Genomic DNA, 748 nt, shown 5'->3' on the forward strand with positions numbered 1-748 from the left:
ACTCAACCCTTCTTCTTCCATCGTAAATATCACTTTACGTCTAAAATCAATTGAAGTAATAAGCCCAACAGATAACGACGCAACGAGCCATATTGCTTCTGTTGGATAGATAACAGAAATTGATAAATTACAAGCTAAGCAACTTTCTTTCCCACTGTTCAATTATTTCTCGTTTTTCTCTTAGATAATCATATCTATCGTAATGTTTCGGTGACACACCTGGCCTCTTGTGATTTTGAAGTCTATCACGCATTTCCGCACTAATGCCCATATCCCCTGCCAGGGTTTTAAAGATACGGCGAATATCTCGGGGTGTGAACTTATCAAAACTGGTTAATTTACAAAATTTACGGAGTTGTTTACTGTACTCAGCGGACAACAAATGCCCTTCTTTTGTATTGCCCGGAAAAAGAAACATCGCGTCTGGATACTTTTCCCTCTGCCGTTTCAAAATCTCAGTTGCGCTTTGATTCAGTGGAATAATGTGGAAATCACTATTTTTTGATATATGAGGGGGGGGACTGTAACGGTTTTATTTTTTTCATCCCAGTGATCACGAGTATTGGTCATGATTTCCCACGGGCGCTGCCCTGCACTAAAGATATACAGCATTGTCAATTGGGCGAAGTCTGGATGAATGGGGCAGGTTTATTCCGTTACTGAGAGCAATCTTAATAGCTCGCTGAGTTCGTCCCATGACAAAAACGATCAAGCGCTTTATCTACCCGTTTTTGCGGTGGAATGACAC

1 pseudogene is annotated in these 748 nt (G+C 40.9%); it reads right to left on the reverse strand.

Annotated features, from left to right (window positions below):
- Positions 1-127: 127 nt before the first annotated feature.
- A pseudogene (locus ARSQ2_RS15185) lies at positions 128-748 on the reverse strand (site-specific integrase); the annotation flags it as partial.

Source organism: Arsenophonus endosymbiont of Bemisia tabaci Q2 (assembly GCF_902713415.1).
In the GTDB taxonomy this organism is placed as follows: Bacteria; Pseudomonadota; Gammaproteobacteria; order Enterobacterales; family Enterobacteriaceae; genus Arsenophonus.